Here is a 22,291-nt window from a genome sequence, read left to right as displayed (position 1 = left end):
CAATGCCGTGAAATTCACCGATGAAGGGAGGGTCACCCTGGTTTCGGGGCGGGACGGCGACCAGCTGGTCTTCGTGGTGGCCGATACCGGCATCGGGATGGGTATCGACCACGTCCGACAGCTCTTCCGCCCCTTCGAACAGGCGAACGGGAGTGCCTCGCGCCGCTTCGGCGGAATGGGACTCGGATTGGCCTTGACGGAGCGGGTGGGGCGGCTGATGGGCGGAACGATTCGGGTGGAGTCGACGCCAGGGCAGGGAAGCCGCTTCGAGGTACGGTTGCCGTATGTCGAAGCGGCGGATGCTGATCTTGAGTGAATGCCTGCTGCGCTTCTGGCGCGGCCTTGAGATCTTCAACACCCCGACTGCCCCTTCCGCCCGGGATGCCAACGACCAAACGAAGGTCGCCACGCTGCGGCGCGTTGCGGCCGCGCGGAATCGGCGTACCGGGCAGGATGCAGCGTTTGCGTTCGCGGACGATCAGGAGTCGATCCTGCAGGCATTGCGGATCGCAGCCGTCGGCGGGCAACGCCGGGCCATCTTCTGCATTGTCCATCTCGATCTCGGCCAACGCCTGCCTATCCCCAGGGGATAGCCGGCACACACAGCCTTCCGCGTCGGGCAAACCGGGCGGACGTTGGATGCGGTTTGTTGACTGACAGCCTTCCGGCTGGTGCCGATGCTGGCGACTCGTTCATTCATCGCGAGTCGTCTCCATGGCCAACGAACCCCTGCAACTGAATCTCGGATCGCTGCGCAGCGCGATGTCGCTGACGCTGCACACCCATCACGCATCGCGCATCTGGCATGGCCGCGCGCCGGCCGAGGGTCGTCCTGGCATCATCGGCCTCAACGGCTACATCAGCGTGATGAACAAGATGAAGCGCGGTGCCGAGCAGGATGACCCCTACTCGGACTGGTGGATGCTGCGCATCGAAGACAAGCTCACGCAGACCAAGACCAGCCTACAGGCGTTGCGCGAACAGGTGGACCAAGCACTGGCTGATGTGCCGCCCGCGCTGTCCCTGGGCGAGAACATGAACGTGCAGCCAGTGAAGCTGCCGCTGTTCGTCAATGCGCAGCTTGGCTTCATGGCGGTGTACCTGCTGGCCGACTACGACGACCTCGCACGCAAGCTGATCCTGGCCCATCACACGGCACTGATCGACCGCAGCACGCTGGAGCGCTGGCTCAACGACGGTGCGCATGCACTGCGCAGCCTGTTCTCCCTGGCGCAGCAGTACCGCTACTCAGGTGCGACGCGCGACGACTTTGCGGCGAAGAACGCCGTGGCGCGGGCGGCGCTGGAGAAGTTCGGCGAGCTGCCGCAGGACATTTTCGAAGGCACGCGCCGTTCGCGCTTTGCGCCACCCATCGCACGGAGGGGAAGCCGGCCCGAGTCACCGGTCGCTGATGCTTTGGAGTCAGGCATTGGCGCAGGCGACTCCGCGAGACAAGACGATGAGGGCGTCAACGCATGACGGCACCTTCTTCTTCCGGCCACCCAGCGCGCTTCATTCCGCTGGGACAGACGGACTTCCAGCGGCTGGAACATGCAGGCTACCTAAAAGGCCTTTTACAGCCCTTTAAGGGTAAGGGGAGTCTGGAGACCTGGGCCAGCCAGTGCATGGCGCTGCGCGACGGGTTGATCGCCCTGGCACAACGGCAGGTGTTGCCCCAGGCGCGGGCCTACCCCTTCAACCTGCTCGATGTGCAACTGGCCCAGCAGACGACTGGCGCAGGGACGACCTTTCTGCGCTGGCGCAACCTCGACCGCTCGGCCATGGGCGTGGCCTTGTGGGAGTCGCTGCTCGATCGCCCCGCGACACCGGCCTCGCTGATCGACGACCTGTATGCGATGGAACTGCAGCGCATCGCGCTGAACATGCAGATCAGTCTGACCCACAGCATCACCCGCCTCGCCCTGGAATGCGCCAGCAGGGTGGACCGGGCCGAGGCAACCTATCTGCGGCGTGTCCACGGGCATGTCGCGTCCGTTCCCACCACTCCCAAGGAGTCACCATGAGCACGCACTTCGTCGGCGAGGGCAACATCGGTTCCGCGCCGGAGTACCGCGAATTCCCCAACGGCAACGACGAGCCGAGGCGGCTGCTGCGGCTGAACGTCTATTTCGACAATCCCATCCCGAAGAAGGATGGCGAGTACGAGGACCGCGGCGGCTTCTGGGCGCCCGTGGAGCTGTGGCATCGCGATGCCGAGCACTGGCAGTCGCTGTACCAGAAGGGCATGCGCGTACTGGTCGAAGGTCGCACCGTGCGCGATGAATGGGAGGACGCGGACGAGAACGAGCGCGTCACTTTCAAGATCGAGGCCCGGCGCGTCGGCATCCTGCCTTATCGCATCGAGGCGGTGACGCTCGGCGCCAAGCCTGCCGGGGGCCAGTGACCAAGCATCGCGGGCGGCTGTAGCAACCGTCAGACGCCCGCCTTGCACCAGTGGGCTATCCCCTGGGGATAGTTCCACTGCGGCCCACCGAGCTCCAGCCGCCCTCCCGACGCGAATTTCCCGCCCCTCATACCGCTGCGGCAACCATTCCCCAACCGAGGACAATTCGGTGTTCATGCCGTCCGGCTTCCTTGCTGCCGGTCTCTCCTGGCCCAGCCATGCTGTTGTCCATCTGATGAACCGCACATTCCCGAGGAGGCTTCATGCGCGTGTTCCTGTGCGAGAAGCCTTCGCAAGGCAAGGACATCGCCCGCGTGCTGGGTGCCGGCCAGCGTGGTTCCGGCTGCTACAGCGGCGCGGGTATCGTCGTGACCTGGTGCATCGGTCATCTGGTCGAAGCAGTTCCGCCCGAGGGTTATGACGAGCGCTACAAGCGCTGGGCCATCGAGCAACTGCCCATCATTCCCGAACGCTGGCGCGTCGAGCCCAAGGCTGCGACCGCCGCGCAGTTCAAGATCGTCAAGCAGCTCGTCGGCCAGGCCAACGAGCTGGTGATCGCCACCGATGCCGACCGCGAAGGCGAGATGATCGCCCGCGAGATCATCGAGCTGTGCGGCTATCGCGGACCGATCCAGCGGTTATGGCTGTCGGCGCTCAACGATGCGTCGATCCGCAAGGCACTGGGCGCGCTGAAGCCGTCGGCCGAGACGCTGCCGCTCTACTACTCGGCCCTGGCCCGCTCGCGTGCCGACTGGCTGATCGGCATGAACCTGAGCCGGCTGTTCACCCTGCTTGGACGCCAGGCCGGCTACACCGGTGTGCTGTCTGTGGGCCGGGTGCAGACCCCGACGCTCAAGCTGGTGGTGGATCGCGACCGCGAGATCGCCCGCTTCGTCTCGGTGCCGTTCTGGGCAATCGAGGTCACGCTGTCCCATGTGGGGCAGTCCTTCACGGCGAGCTGGACGCCGCCGCAAGGCTGTACCGACGACGCCGGCCGCTGCCTGCAGCAGCCCGTGGCACAGCAGGCCGCCGACCGCATGCGCGCCGCCAGCAGAGCCCAGGTGGTGTCGGTCGAGACGGAGCGCGTGCGCGAAGGTCCGCCGCTACCGTTCGACCTGGGCACGCTGCAGGAGGTGTGTTCCAAGCAGTTGGGCCTGGATGTGCAGGAGACGCTGGACATCGCCCAGGCGCTGTACGAGACCCACAAGGCGACGACCTACCCGCGCTCCGACTCGGGCTACTTGCCCGAGAGCATGCTGGCCGAGGTGCCGACCGTTCTCGAGAGCCTGGTCAAGACCGATCCCGGCCTGCGCCCGTTGATCGACCGCCTGGACCCGACCCAGCGCTCGCGCGCCTGGAACGACGGCAAGGTCACGGCACACCACGGCATCATCCCGACACTGGAACCGGCCAAGCTCTCGGCCATGAACGACAAGGAGCTGGCCGTCTACCGGTTGATCCGCGCGCATTACTTGGCACAGTTCCTGCTCCACCACGAGTTCGACCGAACGGTGGCGCAGCTCGCGTGCGGCGGGCAGTCGCTACTGGCCGTGGGCAAGCAGATCGCCGTGGCCGGCTGGCGCCAGGTGCTGGCGGCGCCGGAGGAAAGCGATGCGGATGGCGACGACGCCCAGCGCAGCCAGGTGCTACCGGCACTGCAAGCAGGATTGTCCTGCCAGGTCGGCCATGTCGATCTGAAGGCGCTGAAGACCTTGCCGCCCAAGCCCTACACGCAGGGCGAACTGGTCAAGGCCATGAAGGGCGTCGCGAAGCTCGTCACCGACCCGCGCCTCAAGCAGAAGCTCAAGGACACGACAGGCATCGGCACCGAAGCCACGCGCGCCAACATCATCGGCGGCCTGCTCGGTCGCGGCTATCTGCTGAAGAAGGGCCGCGCCATCCGTGCTTCGGATGCCGCCTTCACCTTGATCGACACCGTGCCGGCGGCCATTGCCGATCCGGGCACGACAGCAGTCTGGGAGCAGGCACTGGACATGATCGAGGCCGGCCAGATGACACTGGACACTTTCATCGCCAGGCAATCCGCCTGGGTGGCTCAACTCGTGCAGGAGTACCGCGGTGCGACGCTCGCCATCAAGCTGCCGCCTTCGCCCTCCTGCCCCCAGTGCGGCGGGCAGATGCGGCAGCGCACCGGCAAGAGCGGCGCTTTCTGGTCATGCAGTCGCTATCCGGACTGCAAGGGAACGCTGCCGATCGACAGCTCGGCAGGCAAGCACGGTGCGCCACGCAAGCAGAGGGCTTCCCGCAAGGCGTCCTGACACCGACGAATCCCTTCGCCACGCCAGCCGTTTCTAGCGGCGGGTCCAACCTCCCGTGCAATGCGGGATTCCCCAGCGCACGCCCCCTTCTGCAACGGTGTGCACGTCTGGCTGCCCAACGACGGGCTCGCAAGACGAGAAGGCCGTTTCTCCGCGAATCGCGTCTGTCGCGACTCCATTGATCGAGATGCTCCCGTCGATGACGAGGGGTCTCCTGACGCCTGGCGGACCTGTGTCGAAGCGAGCCGTCAGGAGACCCCTCGGGTCGACGGTATTCGGTGCCGGTGCCCGCCGGCGGAACAACGGGCTCCCTTTGTGCGCGGATGTGTGCCGAAGGATGTCGACCCCAGCCACGACACGGGTCGGGTGCGATTGCTGACGCAGCGAGCGGCTTTGACGACGGCCGGGACTGCCACAGCCCACAGGTGGTTTCTCTCTTCTCCGGCTGAAGGCTCAAGGGCCTTCGGCCCGTTGGTCATTGTTTGATCTTGGTCGGTGTCGCACAGCCTCAAAGCGGCCCTTGCGCGATGCACATTCCTAGAAGACGCCAGTGAGGCGTCGCGTCCATCCTGCAGTCATGTGCTGCTGACGGTCGTCAGCACCATGCCCTGGCAGCCCCGGTCTTCAAGGCTGCAACGCGGTTTGCCGCGTGGATCGAACCAGTCCGCTTCGCATCACCACCGCGGACGTGCGTCTTCACGACGCCGATGCTTCTTCCTTCAACCCTTCGGGAGATATCCGCTCCCGTCCGGGTGTGGGCTCCCGGTCCTTCAACCAGGAGAGCCCCATGTCCCTTGCATTCGCATCGGCACCGCTGAGCGCCGCCCAAGCCCGCACCGAAGCCATTGGCTATCTGGCCCTGGCCTGCACCGGTAAGCGCCTGTCCCTGCAGGTGCGCCACAGCGCCGCCGGCCACTTCATCGGCACCGCCGATGAAGACGGCCCGGTGTCCCGAGAGTCCGTCGAGTACTTCCGCTCGCAGCACGCCGCCGAGCACGCCCTGGCAACAGGCCGCTGGCAGCAACGCATCCACCCCTGACTTCCACTCACAAGGAGCCATCTCATGAACCAGTCTTTGCCCCAAGACGTACTTGATCAGATCGCCGCGGAAGAGCGGCATTTCGCCGAAGCCCCGCAGGCCTTCTTCGAAGGGTGGAAGCGCGGTGTGGAAATCGCCGGCGCCGAATGGTTCGGCGACGGCACGCCCGAAGGCCTGCAGCGCGCCACCAGCAAGTGGGATCTGCGCCCCAAGGTGCTGTTGCTCAACGACGCCCTGGATGTCCTCAGCGGCGGCCAGCGCATGTTCCTGTCCGCGATGGTGAGCTTCTACAACGCCCGCGAAGGCGGCGCGATGCTCAAGCGCTGCGGATTCGAGGGGCTTTCCGATCTGGGAGGTCTCGATCTGGATCGCCGCAAGGTCATCGCCGATCTGGTGCTGAACTACAGCGGCTGGTGATCCCGATTCGCTTGTTCGCCATCCGTTCCTTTTTTCCACCCACGAGGGACATGCGCCTCCTTTCGAGGCGGTGTCCCTCCCTGTTCTCAACATCTCTTCAACCACCCGCTGGGGGCTTGCTCCCCAGCCGGGGAATGGGCTCCACTTCCTCTGATGGAGAAACCCCATGTCCCCCGATTCCAACCCTTTCCTCCGCGGCTACCAGAACCTGCGCATTGATCGCTCCCTGTGCATCACCTACGAGGACGACTGCCCGCCGGTCTGGCACCCGCTGCATCCCAGCCAGGCGCATCTGCCAGACGACCAGATCGCGCTCTTCCCCTGCGTCTTCAACAACGACTTCGCTCTGATCACCGAAGGCCAGGACATTCCAGAAGACCTGGAGGCCCAATGCCAGACCGAGGGCGTGGTGCGCACCGTGGTCTACGCCGTCAGCGGCGACGACTTCGGCCAGCCCGTGCACGTCGGCGACACCTATTCGGAGGAAGCTGCGCGGGAAGTCGTGTGGCGACTGAGCTTCGAGACGGGCTTCTACAGCCGGTGCTGGGAGATCAGCAGCGCCCATCTCACCCCCGAGGCAGGCCGCTTCCTCGCCGGGTTGGCGGACATCGCCACACCGAGCGGCTTTCTGTTCGTCGCCTTCCGCATCCCGTACAGCCCCGCGATCGGCGTGAAGCTGATCGCCACCCCCTGGACGGATGCGAACCTGCAGCTTGTCGAGGGCATTACCGCCGAAGAGCTGCGGCAGGAGCACCGGGCCAAGGGCATGCCGGAGTCCCTCGTGGAGGTATTGCACCTGGCCGCACTCGCCAACGTCCGCATGCTGATCTTCGATGCCGATGCGCCGGTGCTGGACGGATTGCCCTTGTACGAAGACGAGTAGCACCTTCGAGCCCCCACCCGGGGCTCTTCCTTTTCGTGGAACGAGGTGGCGACAGGTTGCCGATTCCCGGACGACGGGCACCTGCGCCTGCCGCACGCTTCCCGCATGTTCGCTGGCGTTGCCGGCAGCATGCCCAGGCAGTCGAGACCTTCGAGACTGCGGTGCGGTTCGCCGCGCTGGTCGCTTCTTTCGCCGGACGCATGCCGCGTCCATCCACCTCACCCTCAAGGGACATACCTCCCTTGCGGGCGGGAGTCCCTTGGTTGCCACAAGGAGTCTCTCATGGATACCCAAGCCATCCGCGCACAGATGCCGACGCTCGTCCACGGCCATGTGCCTTCCAACGTCCGCAGCTTCAAGTTCAACATCTTCGACGGCCAGCCAAAGGTTTCGACGCTGGGCTTCCACATCGATCCCAAGCCCTTCGAGGGCAAGGTCATCGCCACCACCGAAGAGGCCATCGTCATCAAGACGGGACGCGCCGAATTCGCGGTGCTCGACCGGGCGCTCGTGACCGAGGTGCCCGGCGAGGGCGCCAAGGTGCAGGTCGAACCCTACGCCCGACGCCGTTTCGATGGTCTGCGCGCCGACACGCCCGAGGAAGAAACCGCATTCACTGCCGACGGCAAGCCGTACACGGTGCAGCGGTTCGTGCTCGGTTCCGCACCGGCGAAGCTGCCAATTCCAGAGGTACGCAGCCCTGAGCTGCAGGAGCTGATCCAGCAGATGGAACAGTTGCCCGCACCCGACGGCTACCGGCGCATCACCCATATGCTGGTGGATGCCGGCGCACGGGACTTCACCTGGGTCGATCCGCTGCCCAAGGACATCATCGCGACGCCACCGGCCATTGGCTTCACGGTGGCCACGGCGAAGTTCCAGGGACGCGTCACCGTGCTGTACGAGCGCGGGCTCGACGTGTACGCAGTGGAACTGCACCGCGACGGCGAGCTGGTCGAACGGGTCGATGAGGTGTTCTTCGACTCTCTCGGCGAGACGCTGGAGCGGCGGATCGACGACGGGAACTGGCGGCGCATTCGCGTGCAATGCCTGTCCGGTCGCAAGCCTGTCCGGCACTGACCTCCACGCAGCCTCCCGTCCTCTCGGCGGGAGGCCCTTCATTCGTTTTCCTGGAGATCACATCCATGTCTGTTCGATTCAAAGGTACCGACCTGCGGCCCGTGCTCGCCGAAGCGGTGGTCAATCAATGTCGTGTCGTCCTGGTCAAGGACCAGGGCGTGTACTTCCTGGCCGAGCGCGGTGAGCGCAGGCCCGATGGGCGCCAGAAGCTCATCGCCTACGCCGTGCACTGCAATCCGGATGTCGATGCGTTCGATGATTGGTGGGAGCTGGCGCGCGCCGAGTTCGGTGGCGACGACTTCGGCGAGTTCTTCGATCCGCACGATGGTGTCTTCGCGCTCATCCTGAGCGGCGAGGGCGACCTCGAGGTGTCCGCGACCGCGACGCACTTGTCATTGCATGCCGTGGCCCCTGCGCACAACGGCAATTGACAACCCCTTCCCCATGCCCCCTTTTCGGGGGCTTCTTTTTGCTGGCCTACAGTCGTTGTGATGCACTTCTTTGCCTACCAGAACGACCTGTTGGACTCGGCCAAAGAGTCGATGGCCCGGTTCTGCGACGCCTGAGTCAGACCCTCGCCAATGCGGGAACCAGATGGTGCCAATTCCGACTGGCGCGGGCATTGACCTCGGGCCACGCTTCCCACCATGTTCCGCTGACTTCCGTCAGCAGCATGCCCAGGTAGCCACGATCCTCAAGGCTACGACGCAGTTCCGACCGCGTTGATCCCACCAGTTCGCACCGGCGTCCATGCGCGAACGGCCATCGGTTCTCGATGGCGATGCCACCAAGCTGTTCCATCAACCCACGCGGGGGTTCCACACCTTCCCCGCCTGGGTCGGGTGTGTCTCCGCCTCTTTGTTCTTCAGGAGATTCACCATGACTACTTCCACCGAAAAGTCCTACTTCGATCTGCACATCACCGGCCTCGGGTACCTCAATCGCATCCGCGAAGTGAAGCCCAAGAAAGGCGATGCGTTCCTGGCCTGCGACATCGCGGCCCTGAACGGTCCCAGCGATGACGTCTCGTACGTGCGTTTCGACACGCGCGTATCGGGTTCGGAAGCGCAGCACCTGGTTCGTCGCTGCATCGACGCCGTCGAGGCAGAGAAGAAAGTGATGATCGGCTTCCGCCTGGGCGACCTGTGGACCGACACCTTCACCTATTCCAAGGGGAAGCGTGCCGGCGAGCAGGGTGTGAGCCTCAAGGCACGCCTGCTGTTCGTCAGTTGGATCAAGGTCGACGGCAAGCTCGTCTACAAGGCCGAATCCAAGCCGATCGAGACCGACGCGCGCGAGCCGGAAGTCCCCGAGGCTTCCGAGGTGCCCGCCGCGCAGCAAGCCTCGACACCGGAGCCCTCCAGGCCCGCTGCCGAAGCTGCCGACGATGCTGACGCCGATGCCCCCGCTTTGGCCGCTGCCGAGCCGTTCTGATCCGCAAGGCCCCGTTCCCTGGGGCCTTGTCTTCTCTTCGTCAGCAGGAGACCTTCATGATCACCATCCCCGGCCAACTGGCCATCAAGACCATCCACGGCCGCAACGGCGATTTCAACGTCGGCCGCCTCGCGACCTCCATCGGCGAGTTCGTCGTGAAGAACGCTGAGCTCGACCAGTACGCCGAAGGCAAGTACGAGGGCGATTTCGCCATTGCCGAGATTCGTCCCTCCACCTACAACGCCAACGGCCGCATGGTCATCGAGATCCGCGCCCTTCTGGGCGGGATGACGCTGTCCAACATCGACGCTCTGAGCCGCGACGAAGCCCGCCGGCTGAGTCCGCAGGAAGTCGATCCGATCGACGAGGAAGCGCAGGCACCCGCGCCGGCCGTACCCCAGGCCAAGCCGAAGGCGAAGCCACGCAACCCGCGCGATCCCCTGGTCGACACCACGCCGTTCGGCAGCGAGCCGACCGCATCCCCCGAGGCCTCGGCCAACGCGGATGACGCGGCGCTGTTCGGTGCGCTCTGGCCGCTGGGCGAGATCGTCAAGCTCGATGCCACCGTCGATCGCCGCGTCCTGCGTCAGCAGCGCGACCGTCTCGGTGTGTTGGGCTACGAGTTCGCTCCGCTGTCCCAGGACTGGCATCTCGCCAAGGCCTGATTCCCAACGCCGCGCCAGCGACGTTCCACCACCCGCCGGGGTTCCTCCCCGGTGGGGCGGGGCTCCGGTCTCTCATCCAAGGAGATCGTCATGCAACTCGCATCCCGCTTCACTTATCGCTCCCCGGTGCTGCGGTCGAATCATCCGCTGTCCGATGACCAGATTCGCACCGTAGCGCCGTCCATCTTCGCGGACACCCCGCACGAGAGCCGCTCCGAGCGGTACAGCTACATCCCCACGGCGGCAGTGCTGACCGAACTGCGCAAGGAAGGCTTCCAGCCGTTCATGGTGTGCCAGACCCGCGTGCGCCAGGAGGACCGCCGCGACTACACCAAGCACATGCTGCGCCTTCGCCATGCGAGCCAGATCAACGGCGCCGAGGCCAACGAGATCATCCTGCTCAATTCGCACGATGGCACCAGCAGCTACCAGATGCTGGCGGGCATGTTCCGCTTCGTCTGCCAGAACGGTCTGGTGTGCGGCGACACCTTCGCCGACGTGCGCGTGCCTCACAAGGGCAACGTCACCGATCACGTGATCGAGGGTGCCTACGAGGTGCTGCATGGCTTCGAGCAGGTGCAGGACTCGCGCGACGCCATGCGTGCCATCACGCTCGACGACGGCGAGGCCGAGGTCTTCGCCAGATCGGCCCTGGTCCTCAAGTACGACGAACCCGGCAAGACCGTGCCGATCACGGAAGGCCAGATCCTGCGCCCCCGTCGTTTCGACGACAACCACGCGGATTTGTGGTCCACGTTCAACCGCATCCAGGAGAACCTCGTCAAAGGCGGTCTGACCGGCCGCACTGCCAACGGGCGCCAGCAGCGCACACGGCCTGTCCAGGGCATCGACCAGAACGTCCGGCTCAACCGGGCACTCTGGCTGCTCGCGGAAGGCCTGCGTAAGCTGAAAGCCTGACCTCCAAGCGGATCGTGCCCATCGCGGCATGATCCGCTTCTTCTTTGTCGAGGTGCCCGAATGCGCGAGGGCCGATCAACGTGAGCAGTGCGCGCAGCGGTTTGTCGCTCACGTCCCGCTCGGCAATGAGGCAGGCTATGCCCATGTCCGTCGGCGAAGCCGACAGCATGCCCAGGTAGCCAAAACCTTCAAGGCTACGGCGCGTTGCGACGCGTAGGTCGTCCTTCTTTGCCAAGCCGCTTGCGGCGCTTTTTCCACCCCTTGGGGCAGTGAGTGCCCCGGCGGGCCGTGCTGCCTCCGATTCCTTCGAGGACAACACCATGCCTGTCACACATCCCTCCAAGACGCTGTATCGCATCGATGAATGCCCCGACCTCATGGCCGACGGCTGCATCGGTAACGAGAACGGCAACCTGGTCTTTCTCTCCATCTGGGCGCGCGACACCGCGGTTCAGGAATTCCTCGCTCGCCTGACCCTGGGACGGGATGAACAGGGACTGGACCAGTTCCATCTCATCACCGAGCAAGGCGGCAGCGTCCCGGTTTTCGTCGGCAACGTCGAGAATCTGGAAAAGCGCAGCGCGCGCGCCTACCGGCGCACGCTGTTCGGCTCGCTTTCCAACGTGTGGCTGTTCGACCGCCGTTGCGTGCGTCCCGATAAGGCCAACGCCAGCGCGCTGGCGCTTCTGCCACGCGACTCCACACACCGGCTCGACCGGCTGTGGTTGCTGGTGCGCGACACCTGCCCGCTGCCGCTGCTCGATCACTGGCGCGACCTCGTGCTGGAGCTGCTGCAGGCGAAGTCGATGCTGACCCGCCTGCCGTTCGCCCTCGGCCCACTGGAAGGCCACCGACTCGCCATCGACGTGCCGGTGCTGACCCAGACCCTGGGCGGCTTGATCCGCAGTGGGGTGCTCGCCGCTGAGACGCCTCGGCCCGAGCCTGTCTCAGCGCTGCCGCTCGAAACGGTGGCTTGAGACGCTTCCCCATCGGGCATGCCCCGCATGTCCGCTTTCCTTCATTCCCGCCTTCAGGAGAATCCCATGGCACTCATGTTTCCGCGGCTCGCCCGCAATTTCGTTAAGAACGGGTATTTCCCCACGGACGAGCCCACGCTCGAAAGAGCGCTCACTGCGCTGGCCCCTTCTGACGGGCCGATGTGCATTCTCGATCCCTGCGCCGGCGAAGGCGTGGCGATTGCCGAAGTCGCTCACGCCCTCGGGCGCGAGCAGGTCAAGGCTTTCGCCGTCGAGTACGACGACGAACGCGCCGCACACGCACGCGGACTCGTCGATCGCTGCATCCATGGCGACCTGATGGACACGCTGATCTCGCGCCAGACCTTTGGCCTGCTGTGGCTCAACCCGCCCTATGGCGACCTGAGCAAGGACGCCAACGGGAACATCGGCTACCAGGGCCAGGGTCGGGCCAGGCTGGAGAAGCTGTTCTATCAGCGTGCGCTGCCGCTGCTGCAGTACGGCGGCGTGCTGGTCTTCATCGTGCCGTCCTACGTGCTCGATGCCGAACTGGTCGGATGGCTGACGCGCCACTTCGCCGATCTGCGCATCTACCGTGCGGTGGAGACGCAGTTCAAGCAGGTGGTGGTCTTCGGTCGCAGGGTTCGCCAGCGCGACCAGGCATCGGATTCGGTCAAGGCCACGCGCGGTCTGCTGCTACAGATCGGGCAAGGCGACGCCGAAGCCGAGGAACTGCCGCTGGAATGGCCGTTCCTGCCGTACTCGGTCCCCATCAGCCCGGCCGAACCGGAGCACTTCTATCGCGTGACGATGGAACCCGAGCAGTTCGCCGACGAGGTCGGCCGGCTGCAAGGGCTCTGGCCGGCACTCGATACGCACCTCGGTGCCGCGCAGCAGGCGCTGCGCCCTCCGGCACGGGCCTTGTCGCATTGGCATCTCGCCCTGGCCCTGGCCGCGGGCGCGATCTCTGGCGTGGTGAGGTCCAGGACCGGGCGCGTGCTCGTCGTCAAAGGTGATACCCACAAGGAGAAGACTCTCCAGACGGAATACACCGAACGCGACGACGGCTCCGTGGCCGAGACGCGCATCCTCACCGACAAGTTCGTGCCGGTCATCCGCGCCTGGGACATGACGCCAGGTTCCCCGACACGGGGAGATGTGCTGACCATCCGCTGATCGCTGTTCCCTGACGGTTCGCCGTCGCTTTCATCCACCCACCGGGGTCATGTCGCCCCGATGGGGTGCCGTGGCCCCTTCTTCCAGAAGGAGAGCCCACCATGGCACTCGCAGTCCTCAACCTCGCGTCACAAGCACGTTTCTCGCCCGGTCAGGTAGTCATGACCATCGGCATCGATGCATTGGTCCAGCAGGGCCGGCTCAATCCGTCTCCGTACCTGCGTCGCCATCTCAGCGGCGATTGGGGCGATCTCGACGAAGGTGACAGGCAGCAGAACGACGCCGCACTGAAATCCGGCGAAGATCGTTTGTTCTCGTCCTACCAGGTCGCGCCCGATCTGAAGCTCTGGATCATCACCGAATGGGATCGCAGCGTCACGACGCTGCTGTTGCCCAGCGAGTACTGATCCTTCTCGACGGCCCCGCGCCGTTCCATTCTCCCCACCCCGGGGCATGCCATCGCCCTGCAGGGGGAGGTGCATGCCCCATTACTTTGGAGCATCACCATGTCCCTCGATCTCGAAACCACTCCCGAAACCGCTGTGCAGGGCGATCTGCTCGAATCGTCCGCTTCTCCTCTCACTCTCAGTCTGCAGGATTTCGTGTCCGAATTCGGCGACGAGCTGCTGGACTCGCTCAACCGAGCCAATCCCCCGGTCTACGCCGGACAGGCACGGTCGCATCGGCAGATCGTCCTCGCCAGTCTCAAGCGCAAGCTGTTCCAGGCGCAAGCCGATGTAGTCCATGCCGTCACCGAGCTGTTGGTTGACCGCGGCGAACGCGCCGCGATCGTCAATGGCGAGATGGGATGCGGCAAGACGACCGTCGGCATCGCGACGGCCGCCGTGCTCAACGCCGAAGGCTACCGCCGCACCTTGGTGCTCTCGCCACCTCACCTGGTCTACAAGTGGCGGCGCGAAATCCAGGAGACGGTGGCCGGCGCCAAGGTCTGGGTGCTCAACGGCCCGGACACCTTGCTCAAGCTGCTGAAGCTCCGCGAGCAGTTGGGCGTGCCGGCGAGCGGCCAGGAGTTCTTCGTCCTGGGCCGCGTGCGGATGCGGATGGGGTTCCACTGGAAACCTGTCTTCACCCTCCACCGCACACGCCACGGCGACGTGGGGGCGTGCCCGGACTGCGGCCATGTCATTGCCGACCTCGACGGCGAGCCGGCCAACCCGGTCGAGCTGGAAGCCGAGGAGTACCGCCGCAAGTGCAGCCAGTGCGCCGCACCGCTGTGGACGCTGATCCGCCCGAGGAGCCTGTCCGCCAGCGACCAGTCCTCGTCCGTGCTCAAAGCCTTGAAGCGCATCCCGACCATCGGGGAAGTCACCGCGCAGAAGCTGATGCAGAAGTTCGGCGATGCGTTCCTTGCGTCGATGCTCGGCGACAACATCCACGAGTTCATCAACCTGATGGACGACCGGGGTGAGTTGGTCTTCTCGGATCGCCAGGCGCACCGCATGGAGCGCGCGATGGCGAACATGGAGTTTGGTTTTGGCGAGGGCGGCTACCAGCCGTCCGAGTACATCAAGCGCTATCTGCCCCAGGGCACGTTCGACCTGCTCATCGCCGACGAGGCACACGAGTACAAGAACGGCGGTTCCGCTCAGGGCCAGGCCATGGGCGTGCTCGCAGCGAAGTCGCGCAAGACCTTGCTGCTCACCGGCACGCTGATGGGCGGCTACGGCGACGACCTGTTCCATCTGCTGTTCCGAGCCCTGCCCGGGCGGATGATCGAAGACGGCTACCGCCCGACCAAGAGCGGCAGCATGACCTCGGCCGCGATGGCGTTCATGCGCGATCACGGCGTGCTCAAGGACATCTATTCGGAGAGCACGGGCACGGCGCACAAGACGGCCAAGGGCACCAAGGTGTCGGTGCGCACGGTCAAGGCGCCGGGTTTCGGTCCCAAGGGCGTGCTGCGTTGCGTCCTGCCGTTCACCGTCTTCCTCAAGCTCAAGGACATCGGTGGCAACGTGTTGCCGCCCTACGACGAGGAGTTCCGCGAAGTCGCGATGGATACGGCGCAGGCCGCAGCCTACCGCGATCTGGCGGGTCGACTGACCCAGGAGCTGAAGCAGGCCCTGGCCAAACGCGACACGACACTGCTCGGCGTGGTCCTCAACGTGCTGCTGGCCTGGCCGGATTGCTGCTTCCGGTCGGAAACCGTGGTGCATCCGCGCACGCGCAACACCCTGGAATTCGTCCCGGCTCAGTTCAACGAGCTGGAGGTGATGCCCAAGGAGCGCGAGCTGATCGAGATATGCAAGCAGGAGAAAGCGGAAGGTCGCAAGACTCTGGTCTATTCGGTCTACACCGGCACGCGCGACACCACGTCGCGCCTGAAGGTGCTGCTGGAGCAGGAGGGCTTCAAGGTGGCGGTGCTGCGCGCAAGCGTGGATGCCTCCCGCCGCGAGGACTGGATCGCCGAGCAGTTGGACCGCGGCATCAACGTGCTCATCACCAATCCCGAGCTGGTCAAAACCGGGCTGGACCTGCTGGAATTCCCGACCATCGTTTTCATGCAATCGGGCTACAACGTGTATTCGCTGCAGCAGGCGGCGCGGCGCTCATGGCGCATCGGCCAGAAGCAACCGGTGCGCGTGATCTATCTCGGCTACGCCAGTTCCTCGCAGATGACTTGCCTGGGGCTGATGGCCAGGAAGATCATGGTCTCGCAATCCACCTCGGGCGACGTACCTGAATCGGGGCTCGATGTCCTGAACCAGGATGGCGATTCGGTGGAGGTGGCGCTGGCACGGCAGTTGGTGCATTGAGAGTTGCTGGACTTGGCGGCCCCTTCGGGGGCCGCTTCTTTTCAGCGAAGCTGGCGCTGTTTCCGTTCCTTGTCCCGAAGTTCTCGATCCGGCGGATGTCGCACGCCTGGGGCGCATGGCACCTCCTCGGAATTGGGGAACGGTCAATGCCCGATTCCCGGCTGCCTGCACGGCACCTTTCTGCAATGGTGATGGCATCTCGTCGCCAAGGGTTGCCACATGCCATCATCTTCTGCCCGACTACTTTGTGCGCTTTTCGTGCTCGGCGGATTGCTGTCCGGCTGCACGACGATTCCGGCCCCCTCTGAACCCGGAAGCCTTTCGCCGGTCGAGGCTGTGCCTGAGCAGACGCCGGAACTCGTTCCCGTCGTCCGCCAGGGGCGCTACACCCTGGTCGAGCTGGTGCCGGAACCGGCTCAGCGTGACCTGATGGAGCAGGTCGTCGAGGTCGCGATTCCACCCACCTTCGACGCGAGCGTGGGCGACGCCATGCGTCACGTCCTCCGCCGAACGGGCTATCGCCTTTGTGACGCTGCGGATGCCACGGCCCTGTATGCGCTTCCGTTGCCCGCAGCGCATCTGCGTCTCGGGCCGCTGGCTCTGCGCGACGCGCTGCTGGTGCTCGCCGGCCCGGCATGGGTTTTGTCGGTCGACGATGCCTCCCGCCACGTGTGCTTCCTGCGCCAGGCGGCACCCGCTTCCGCCAGTTCGATCGCAGTCCCGACTGGCGTCGTTCCGGGCGCAGATCAAGATCGGGTCGAGGCCGCAGAGCCTCGGGAGGTCCGGCCATGAACATCCCTCAGATCCCTCCCGCCAGCAACGACCGCACGCGCTGGCTCAGGATCGCCGCAGGCGTCTGGCTGCTGCTCGTCAGCGCTCTGACCATCGTCAACAGTGTCGGACTGTCGCGCCTGACCGAGCAAAGCCACACCAGCGCCCAGGACGCCCATGTCCAGGCACTCGCCACGCGCGTCGGCGACCTCGAACAGCAGGCCGAAGCGGTCAAGCACCAGCCCAAGCCTATCACCCAGACGGACTTCGACGCCGCCCGCCAGGCCCTCGAGGAGCGGCTGTCGCACGTCGAACAGGTACAGGCGGCGGATGCCCGCGGCGAAGACCTTCAGGCACTGCAGGTTCGCGTGGGCGCGATCGAAGCGCGCCTGAAGAAGGCGCCGCCACCAGCGACGGTATCCCGCCGCACCGCCGAGGCAGCGAAACCCAAGGTGCTCGAACCGCCGTTCAGCGTGGTCGGCCTTGAGCTGCGCGGCGGCGAACGCTTCCTGTCGGTTGCGGCGCCAGGAGCGACTTCGCTACCCGAAGTGCGGCTGCTGCGTGAGGGCAATTCCGTCGGTGCATGGCACCTGCAGGCCATCGAGGTGCATGTCGCCGTGTTCCGCGTGGATGGCCAGACGCTCCGCATCACGTTGCCGTAGGAGCGTGTGCCATGAAACCGGGATTTGCGTCTGCGATCAGCCTTGCCATGGCCCTCACCATCGCTGCGGCCGATACAGTCGCGCAATCAGCACCGGTGACCACTTCCCGAGCGGCTCCGAGCCAGGTGCAGAACAGCATGGACGCCGCACTCGACGAACGCCAGGCGCGGGACTGGGGGCTGCGCCCCGAGGAATGGGCGCGCTACCGGCAACTGATGCAGGGGCCGCTCGGCATCTATTCGCCCAACCTCGATCCACTCACTGCCCTGGGCATCGAGGCCCGCAGCTACGAGGAACGCAACCGCTATGCGGAACTGCAGGTGCAGGCGGAATCCAGGCGCGTGAATAAGACACTTGCCTACCAACGCGCCTACGATGCTGCGTGGAAGCGCCTCTTCCCGGGCCAGCAGCGCGTGAACCTGCCCGGCGCGCATGCGCCCGGTTCCGGCAACAAGGGGTCCGGCCGGCTGGCCGTTTTCGTGAAAGCCGATTGCCCGCCGTGCGAGCAGCGCGTGCGCCAATTGCAGGCGGCCGGCACATCCTTCGATCTCTACATGGTCGGAAGCCGTCAGGACGATGCGCGCATCCGCCAGTGGGCGGCCCAGGCCGGCATCGATCCCGGACGCGTCCAGGCACGCACGATCACGCTCAATCACGACGCCGGGCGCTGGCTGTCCCTTGGCTTGCCCGGCGAACTGCCAGCCGTGGTGCACGAGGTGAACGGCCAATGGCAGCGCCAATAGCCACCGGGCGCCTAGTGCAGTGGAGTGCAATGGCCGCCCATGCCGCACTGGTTCTCGGCACCTGCACTTGTGCGTCCCCCGCTCCTGCCCGGGAACTGCCGCCCCCAGCCTACCAGCTCGCTGCGCAACAGGTGGGTGTGCCGTCGCCGGTGCTGTACGCAGTGGCCCTGCAGGAGAGCGGCACCCGGCTGCGCGGCCGCCTGATTCCCTGGCCGTGGACGCTCAATGTCGCCGGCAGGGCCGAGCGCTACCCCACGCGGGCCAACGCCTGCACCGGACTTCGCAAGGCTCTCGCTCACACGCCGGCCAGCCGCATCGATGCCGGCCTCGGGCAGGTCAACCTCGGCCACCATGCGCACCGCTACGTCCACCCCTGCGAACTGCTCGATCCATACCGCAATCTCGCGATCGCTGCGGAGATCCTGCAGGAGCAACACACGGCCGGTGAGGATTGGCTGGTCGCCATCGGTCGCTACCACCGACCTGCAGGTGGCGCACCGGCCGCCCGTTACCGCCGCAGCGTCCACCAGCACCTCGCCCGGGTGCTGGGTCCGGATGCGTCCCTTTCCTCCATCCGGACCACCACACCATGAACCGCATCCTCTTCACCGCCACTCTGGGACTGCTCTTGGCCGCGAGTACCGCCGTCCAAGCCACCTCCGAACCGCTGATCGTCGTCGAGGACCGCAGTGGCACCTCGGCGCTGCCGTACTACCAGGCATTGGGTCCCCAAGACTCGGATCGCGCCACACCCCCGGTGCCGGAACCGGTTCCCCGCGTGGGTAGCGCGGCCGATGCCGAGGCGGCCATGCTGCCGGTGCGCTCGGCGCGGCTGTCACCGGGCGACGAGCCACGCCGTGTGATTCGCGCATCGGGCCTCACGCCGCTATTCCTGCTCGGCGACGACGACCGGTCCCGCACCTGGCTCAAGCAGAGGCGGGCGGCGCTGCAGGAGCTGCACGCGGTGGGGCTGGTGGTCAACGTGGCTTCGCCCGAAGCTCTGGCCGAGCTGCGCCGCCTCGCACCGGGGCTGACGCTCTCGCCGGCCTCGGGCGACGACCTGGCCCAGCGGCTGGGCATCCGCCACTACCCGGTGCTGATCACCGCCACCGGCATCGAGCCCTGAAGTGACGTGAAGCGCCGGCCATGGCCCAGTCCCAAGCCGTCGAGGTGTTGCTGCGGCCAGCGGTGGAGCTGTACACCGTCGCGGTCTGTGCCGGCGCCGCGCTACTGTGCCTGGTGGCGCCGTGGTCGCTCGCGCTGAGCCCCTTGCTGGGGCTGGGCAGCGCGCTGGCATTTCTGACCTTCGGCACCATCCGCCTGCGGGACGCTTGGGCCATCCTGCGCTACCGGCGCAACATCCGCAGATTGCCGCGCTACGTGATGACGAGCCGCGACGTACCGGTGAGCCAGCAGCGGCTGTTCATCGGCCGGGGCTTCCGCTGGGACCAGCGCCACACGCACCGGCTCATGCAGACCTACCGGCCGGAGTTCCGCCGCTACGTGGAGCCGACGGCGATCTATCGGGCGGCGCGGCGGATCGAGGAACGGCTGGAGTTCGCCCCGTTCCCGGTCTCGAAGTTGGCGAAGGCCCTGGCCTGGGACAGCCCGCTCAATCCGGCGCGCCCGCTGCAGCCAGTCGGCGGACTGCCTCGCCTGCACGGCATCGAGCCGAACGAGGTCGACGTCACCTTGCCGCTGGGGGAGCGGGTCGGCCATTCGCTGGTCCTGGGCACCACGCGCGTGGGCAAGACACGCCTGGGCGAACTCTTCATCACCCAGGACATTCGCCGCAAGGTCAATGGCCAGCACGAGGTGGTGATCGTCTTCGACCCCAAGGGCGATGCCGATCTGCTGAAACGCATGTACGTGGAGGCCGGGCGCGCCGGGCGCGAAGGCGAGTTCTACGTCTTCCACCTGGGCTGGCCGGACATCTCGGCGCGCTACAACGCCGTGGGCCGTTTCGGTCGCATCTCGGAAGTCGCCACCCGCATCGCGGGCCAGCTCTCGGGCGAGGGCAACAGCGCCGCCTTCCGCGAGTTCGCCTGGCGCTTCGTCAACATCATCGCCCGGGCCCTGGTGGAACTGGGGCAGCGGCCCGACTACCTGCTGATCCAGCGCCACGTCGTCAACATCGATGCGCTGTTCATCGAGTACGCCCAGCACTTCTTCGCGAAGAACGAGCCGAAGGCCTGGGAGATCATCGTCCAGCTCGAAGCCAGGCTGAACGACAAGAACATCCCGCGCAACATGATCGGCCGCGAGAAGCGCGTCGTAGCGCTGGAGCAGTACCTCTCGCAGGTGCGCATCTACGACCCGGTGCTTGACGGCCTGCGCAGCGCGGTGCGCTATGACCGCACCTACTTCGACAAGATCGTGGCGAGTCTCCTGCCGCTCCTGGAGAAGCTGACCACCGGCAAGATCGCCCAACTGCTCGCACCGAACTACTCGGACCTCGACGACCCGCGGCCGATCTTCGACTGGATGCAGATCATCCGCAAGCGTGCGGTGGTCTACGTCGGTCTGGATGCGCTGTCGGATGCGGAGGTCGCCGCCGCCGTGGGCAATTCGATGTTCAGCGACCTGGTGTCGGTTGCCGGGCACATCTACAAGTTCGGCATCGACGATGGCCTGCCGGGCGCCTCCGCCGGCGTAAAGGTGCCGATCAACGTCCATGCCGACGAGTTCAACGAGCTGATGGGCGACGAGTTCATCCCGATGATCAACAAGGGCGGTGGCGCCGGAGTCCAGGTCACGGCCTACACGCAGACGCTCTCGGACATCGAAGCGCGCATCGGCAACCGCGCCAAGGCCGGCCAGGTCGTCGGCAACTTCAACAACCTGTTCATGCTGCGCGTGCGCGAGACCGCCACGGCCGAGCTGCTGACGCGGCAACTTCCCAAGGTCGAGGTCTATGCAACCACGGTGATGAGCGGCGCGACCGACAGCTCCGACCCGACCGGCAACACCGCATTCACCTCCAACACCCAGGACCGAATCAGCAGCAACAGCGTGCCGCTGATCGAGCCGGCACACGTGGTCGGACTACCCAAAGGACAATGCTTCGCGCTCATCGAAGGCGGGCAACTGTGGAAGATCCGCATGCCGCTGCCGGCACCCGACCCCGACGAGGCTATGCCCAAGGACTTGCAGGAGCTGGCCGGCTACATGCGGCAGCATTACGTCGAGGCCGGCGAGTGGTGGGAGAGCGAGGGCGTCCCTGGCTTCCAGGATCAGGCGCTGCCGGACGATCTGCTGGCGAACTTCCAGCAGATGGCTGCGGCCGATGAGGCTGGCGAGGAAGGCGCCTGCACGTGAGCGATCCGGCCGTCGCGGCGCAGCGCCAGCAGGTCCGCCAGCAGGGGCTGATCGCGGGCCTCATCACCTTGCCGTTCCGGTTCTTCGGCGTGCTGTGCGGTTCGCTTCTCCTGTGCATCGTGATCGAGTGCGTCGGGATGCACTTCTTCTGGCCCGAGGAAAGCTGGCGCCACGCCCAGGGCATGCTCAACCACGAGCTGGCCCTGGTGTCTGAGAGCTTCACGCGCAGCGTACTGGTGCAGGAACCAGGACGCGCCACCCTGCATCTCGTTGAGCTGGCCTACGACTGGTTGTTCGTGAAAAGCGGGTTGCTCGACTGGATACGCGATGCCGCCACGCAGGCCAGCGCCGGCGCCCGCAGCAAGACCCATGACTTCCGGTACTACTTGGGCATGGTCTATGTGCATATGGAGAGCTACCTGATCGCCTCGGCCTACACCGTGCTCGTATTTCTCGTGAGGCTGCTGGTGCTGACGCTGACCTTGCCGCTGTTCCTGATGGCCGCCTTCGTCGGCCTGGTGGATGGGCTGGTGCGGCGCGACGTGCGCAGCTTCGGAGCTGGGCGCGAATCAGGGTTCGTCTACCACCGTGCGAAAGCCAGCCTGATGCCGCTGGCTATCCTGCCGTGGGTGACTTACTTGGCACTGCCGGTGAGCGTCCATCCGCTGCTGATCCTGCTGCCTAGTGCAGTATTGCTGGGGGCTGCGGTGGACATCGCGGCGGGAACGTTCAAGAAATATTTATAGCG

Annotated in this window: 25 protein-coding genes; all 25 read left to right on the top strand. The window is 65.7% G+C overall.

Annotated features, from left to right (window positions below; genetic code table 11):
* A partial coding sequence (locus ETQ85_RS03030) for an ATP-binding protein (protein ID WP_246128598.1) occupies window positions 1–316 on the top strand: 316 nt, incomplete at its 5' end.
* Window positions 300–593: a hypothetical protein gene (locus tag ETQ85_RS03025; protein WP_076600429.1), complete on the top strand. Its 294-nt coding sequence runs from the start codon at window positions 300–302 to the stop codon at window positions 591–593. The genes ETQ85_RS03030 and ETQ85_RS03025, both read left to right, overlap by 17 nt.
* Before the next feature lie 121 nt (window positions 594–714).
* On the top strand, window positions 715–1,479 hold the full coding sequence (locus ETQ85_RS03020; protein WP_076600428.1) for a PFL_4669 family integrating conjugative element protein: 765 nt from the start codon (window positions 715–717) through the stop codon (window positions 1,477–1,479).
* On the top strand, window positions 1,476–2,024 hold the full coding sequence (locus tag ETQ85_RS03015; RefSeq protein ID WP_076600427.1) for a DUF3158 family protein: 549 nt from the start codon (window positions 1,476–1,478) through the stop codon (window positions 2,022–2,024). The genes ETQ85_RS03020 and ETQ85_RS03015 overlap by 4 nt, the downstream gene beginning before the upstream one ends.
* Entirely contained in the window at window positions 2,021–2,404 is a 384-nt protein-coding gene (locus ETQ85_RS03010; protein WP_076600426.1) for a single-stranded DNA-binding protein, read from the top strand. Before ETQ85_RS03015 ends, ETQ85_RS03010 begins: the two co-directional genes overlap by 4 nt.
* A gap of 263 nt (window positions 2,405–2,667) precedes the next feature.
* Entirely contained in the window at window positions 2,668–4,683 is a 2,016-nt protein-coding gene (locus tag ETQ85_RS03005; RefSeq protein ID WP_076600425.1) for a DNA topoisomerase III, read from the top strand.
* Between the two features lie 787 nt (window positions 4,684–5,470).
* Window positions 5,471–5,722, top strand: coding sequence for a hypothetical protein (locus tag ETQ85_RS03000; protein ID WP_076600424.1), 252 nt, complete (start codon window positions 5,471–5,473; stop codon window positions 5,720–5,722).
* Window positions 5,723–5,746: 24 nt separating this feature from the next.
* Window positions 5,747–6,139 (top strand): hypothetical protein, encoded by a 393-nt coding sequence (locus ETQ85_RS02995; protein WP_076600423.1) that lies wholly within the window; start codon window positions 5,747–5,749, stop codon window positions 6,137–6,139.
* Between the two features lie 166 nt (window positions 6,140–6,305).
* Entirely contained in the window at window positions 6,306–7,022 is a 717-nt protein-coding gene (locus tag ETQ85_RS02990; protein ID WP_076600422.1) for a DUF5983 family protein, read from the top strand.
* Between the two features lie 282 nt (window positions 7,023–7,304).
* Entirely contained in the window at window positions 7,305–8,102 is a 798-nt protein-coding gene (locus ETQ85_RS02985) for a GTPase (RefSeq protein WP_076600421.1), read from the top strand.
* 65 nt (window positions 8,103–8,167) lie between these two features.
* Complete coding sequence (locus tag ETQ85_RS02980) at window positions 8,168–8,533, top strand: DUF3085 domain-containing protein (RefSeq protein ID WP_076600420.1); 366 nt, start codon at window positions 8,168–8,170, stop codon at window positions 8,531–8,533.
* 448 nt (window positions 8,534–8,981) lie between these two features.
* Window positions 8,982–9,536 (top strand): STY4534 family ICE replication protein, encoded by a 555-nt coding sequence (locus tag ETQ85_RS02975; protein ID WP_076600419.1) that lies wholly within the window; start codon window positions 8,982–8,984, stop codon window positions 9,534–9,536.
* A 56-nt stretch (window positions 9,537–9,592) separates the two neighbouring features.
* Window positions 9,593–10,201, top strand: a complete 609-nt coding sequence (locus tag ETQ85_RS02970) for a DUF3275 family protein (RefSeq protein ID WP_076600418.1) — start codon at window positions 9,593–9,595, stop codon at window positions 10,199–10,201.
* Between the two features lie 90 nt (window positions 10,202–10,291).
* Window positions 10,292–11,119: a DUF932 domain-containing protein gene (locus tag ETQ85_RS02965; RefSeq protein ID WP_076600417.1), complete on the top strand. Its 828-nt coding sequence runs from the start codon at window positions 10,292–10,294 to the stop codon at window positions 11,117–11,119.
* 320 nt (window positions 11,120–11,439) lie between these two features.
* The gene (locus ETQ85_RS02955) at window positions 11,440–12,096 is read left to right on the top strand and encodes a hypothetical protein (protein ID WP_076600416.1); all 657 of its coding nucleotides are present in this window, start codon (window positions 11,440–11,442) and stop codon (window positions 12,094–12,096) included.
* Window positions 12,097–12,162: 66 nt separating this feature from the next.
* Window positions 12,163–13,272, top strand: a complete 1,110-nt coding sequence (locus ETQ85_RS02950) for a DUF6094 domain-containing protein (RefSeq protein WP_076600415.1) — start codon at window positions 12,163–12,165, stop codon at window positions 13,270–13,272.
* Between the two features lie 101 nt (window positions 13,273–13,373).
* Complete coding sequence (locus ETQ85_RS02945) at window positions 13,374–13,679, top strand: hypothetical protein (RefSeq protein WP_076600414.1); 306 nt, start codon at window positions 13,374–13,376, stop codon at window positions 13,677–13,679.
* 99 nt (window positions 13,680–13,778) lie between these two features.
* The gene (locus ETQ85_RS02940) at window positions 13,779–16,049 is read left to right on the top strand and encodes a helicase-related protein (RefSeq protein ID WP_076600413.1); all 2,271 of its coding nucleotides are present in this window, start codon (window positions 13,779–13,781) and stop codon (window positions 16,047–16,049) included.
* A 219-nt stretch (window positions 16,050–16,268) separates the two neighbouring features.
* Window positions 16,269–16,841 (top strand): PFGI-1 class ICE element type IV pilus protein PilL2, encoded by a 573-nt coding sequence (gene pilL2, locus ETQ85_RS02935; RefSeq protein WP_076600412.1) that lies wholly within the window; start codon window positions 16,269–16,271, stop codon window positions 16,839–16,841.
* Entirely contained in the window at window positions 16,838–17,482 is a 645-nt protein-coding gene (locus ETQ85_RS02930; RefSeq protein WP_076600411.1) for a hypothetical protein, read from the top strand. Before pilL2 ends, ETQ85_RS02930 begins: the two co-directional genes overlap by 4 nt.
* 47 nt (window positions 17,483–17,529) lie before the next feature.
* Complete coding sequence (locus tag ETQ85_RS02925) at window positions 17,530–18,225, top strand: TIGR03759 family integrating conjugative element protein (RefSeq protein WP_076600410.1); 696 nt, start codon at window positions 17,530–17,532, stop codon at window positions 18,223–18,225.
* Window positions 18,210–18,818 (top strand): lysozyme family protein, encoded by a 609-nt coding sequence (locus tag ETQ85_RS02920; RefSeq protein ID WP_187394556.1) that lies wholly within the window; start codon window positions 18,210–18,212, stop codon window positions 18,816–18,818. Before ETQ85_RS02925 ends, ETQ85_RS02920 begins: the two co-directional genes overlap by 16 nt.
* Window positions 18,815–19,351 (top strand): integrating conjugative element protein, encoded by a 537-nt coding sequence (locus ETQ85_RS02915; RefSeq protein WP_076600408.1) that lies wholly within the window; start codon window positions 18,815–18,817, stop codon window positions 19,349–19,351. Before ETQ85_RS02920 ends, ETQ85_RS02915 begins: the two co-directional genes overlap by 4 nt.
* Window positions 19,352–19,371: 20 nt before the next feature.
* A complete protein-coding gene (gene traD / locus ETQ85_RS02910; protein WP_076600407.1) occupies window positions 19,372–21,543 on the top strand; it encodes a type IV conjugative transfer system coupling protein TraD in 2,172 nt (723 codons plus the stop codon).
* Window positions 21,540–22,289 carry a TIGR03747 family integrating conjugative element membrane protein gene (locus ETQ85_RS02905; RefSeq protein ID WP_076600406.1) on the top strand — a complete coding sequence of 250 codons (750 nt, stop codon included), beginning with the start codon at window positions 21,540–21,542 and terminating at the stop codon, window positions 22,287–22,289. The genes traD and ETQ85_RS02905 overlap by 4 nt, the downstream gene beginning before the upstream one ends.
* Window positions 22,290–22,291: the final 2 nt, after the last annotated feature.

Source organism: Zoogloea oleivorans (assembly GCF_008107625.1).
Taxonomy (GTDB): domain Bacteria; phylum Pseudomonadota; class Gammaproteobacteria; order Burkholderiales; family Rhodocyclaceae; genus Zoogloea; species Zoogloea oleivorans.
Note: the sequence above shows the minus strand (reverse complement) of the source record. Positions and strands in the feature narration are given on the sequence as shown.